Here is a 1,892-nt window from a genome sequence, read left to right on the forward strand (position 1 = left end):
ATCGAGAACTACCGGAGCGGGCTCCTGTGGCGCCTCTTCATGAGCTGTCCGGAGATCCAGATCGGGCTCGCGAGGCTCGGCTTTTCCCGGCGCCCGAAAGCCGCCGCAGCCACGTCATGAGCACTGCGTATTCCCTTCCGAAAACGTGGCGCGCAATCATGCGCTCTGGCATTCTGTTCGGGCTGACTACGATCGGATGGTCGGCAGGATCTGCTCATGCATCTCCACCGATGTTAACGGGCAGTCTAACCTCTCAGCCGATTGGTCATTACGAATTCTGCAAAGCCAATCCGGCGGAATGCACGATCCGCACCCGCGACCTCGGCCCCCAGCATGTCACCGGCACCGTCTGGAGAAACGTCGTCGCAGTCAATGCCCGGGTCAACAGGTCGGTTCGACCGAAGACCGATTTCGATGTTTATGGCGAGGACGAAGTGTGGGCCTATCCGAACGGCCTTGGCGATTGCGAGGACTATGTGCTCGAAAAGCGTCGCGATCTCATGCGTGAGGGTCTTTCGCCCTCCAACCTTCTGATCACGGTCGTGCGCAAGCGGGGCGGCCAAGGCCATGCAGTCCTCACCGTCCGAACAGACAAGGGCGATTTCATCCTCGACAATTTGACGGACGGGATCCGCCATTGGGACCAGACCGGCTATGATTTTCTCAAGCGCCAGTCGAGCGACCACCCCGGCAGCTGGGTCACAATCCGCGAACGCGGGAACCCAATCGTCAGCACGCTAGTAGTCACTCCGGTCGCTACGCAGCCCAGCGTCTCCAACCGTCGAGTGGGCAAAACTATCGACAAGCCAACGAAACGGTGACCGAGCTGACAGCACAATCTGCTTGGTCGTTGGGCTATTCGCCTCGTTCAGTCGGAGGCCTCCGTTATTCGTGACAGCCGGAATTGTCGGCGGCTTTGCGACCTTGGCATCGCAAGCCAGTTGCAATCTGGCGCGTCCGAGGCCGGTACCAGCAGTGGATACAACGGCGATGCCGCCACGGCATGAGCCGTCGATTGCCGCGAAGTCGACTGCCTCCCCGGCGACAAAGGCACTACCAAATTGGTGGCCGCAATTTTGCCGCGAACGCCAGGCTGGGGCAACGGTAGGGCAACAAGAAATCTTCTCGCGGAAAGCCCGTCACCCGACGTGGGCAGCGCCCAGACGGAGCATCGCCCGAATTTCCGTCTAGATACATGTGGCTTCACTCATCGCCGGTTGCACGACGAGGACACGGCCTGCACGCAAACGCGGCGACGTTGCCCACGGCTCGGTTGTGGAAAGGACGACGGCTTGTGACCGAGCCGTTTGCCTCCAGAGGCTGTTCTTTGCAGCGCCCCATTTCACAGCCGAGGAGGGCCGCCAAAGGGTGGCATAGGTGGGCCGCCAAGGCCTGACGGCACGTTGGGCCGCGGTGGGCCGGCGAGGCCTCCTCCGCCACGGATGGGCCGCTTGAATTGCGGCTTACCTCCCCTTGTCGGGCCGCGGTGGCGCGGACCGTGGGAAAAAGCGCGGGGATCGCGGCCGCGCATGATGTCACGTTTCGGAGCCGGGTGGCGAGGCCGCGCGCCGATGCGCGTTTTGGACTTAAGCTTTCCTGCCATAGGTTTTGTGCGGCTCCCGGCGAGCGGTTTTGACCGGGCGCCGGCTATCCCGGGCTTGCCGGCGAACGGCTTGGCGAGCCTGCCGGGGGTGCGTCCGATTTCGCCGAACCGATCGCCCGGAGTGACGCTTTTGAGCCCCTCGAGTACGCTCTTGCCGTCCATGAGTTGACGACTGTCCGGCAGCGCTTCAGGTCCATGCAGTTTGAGTTCCGCCGCCCTTTTTGTCAGACTATTATTACCGTCCGCCTTCAGATTCCTGAACGGCTTGTTGTGATCGAGCCTGGTCAGC

Annotated in this window: 1 protein-coding gene and 1 pseudogene; one reads left to right on the forward strand and one right to left on the reverse strand. The window is 62.1% G+C overall.

Translation table 11 applies throughout. From position 1 onward, the window contains the following. The first annotated feature begins 158 nt into the window (after positions 1-158). Complete coding sequence (locus NMG70_RS17040; protein ID WP_436798405.1) at positions 159-821, forward strand: transglutaminase-like cysteine peptidase; 663 nt, start codon at positions 159-161, stop codon at positions 819-821. Between the two features lie 521 nt (positions 822-1,342). Here the strand turns inward: NMG70_RS17040 and NMG70_RS33280 are convergent. After that, positions 1,343-1,892, reverse strand: a pseudogene (locus tag NMG70_RS33280) (hypothetical protein); the annotation flags it as partial.

Source organism: Mesorhizobium ventifaucium (genome assembly GCF_935822925.1).
Taxonomy (GTDB): Bacteria; Pseudomonadota; Alphaproteobacteria; order Rhizobiales; family Rhizobiaceae; genus Mesorhizobium; species Mesorhizobium ventifaucium.

Bases quoted from the DNA above. Each gene is read 5' to 3' on its own strand.
- NMG70_RS17040 (WP_436798405.1), top strand. From the start codon at position 159: ATGCGCTCTGGCATTCTGTTCGGGCTGACTACGATCGGATGGTCGGCA.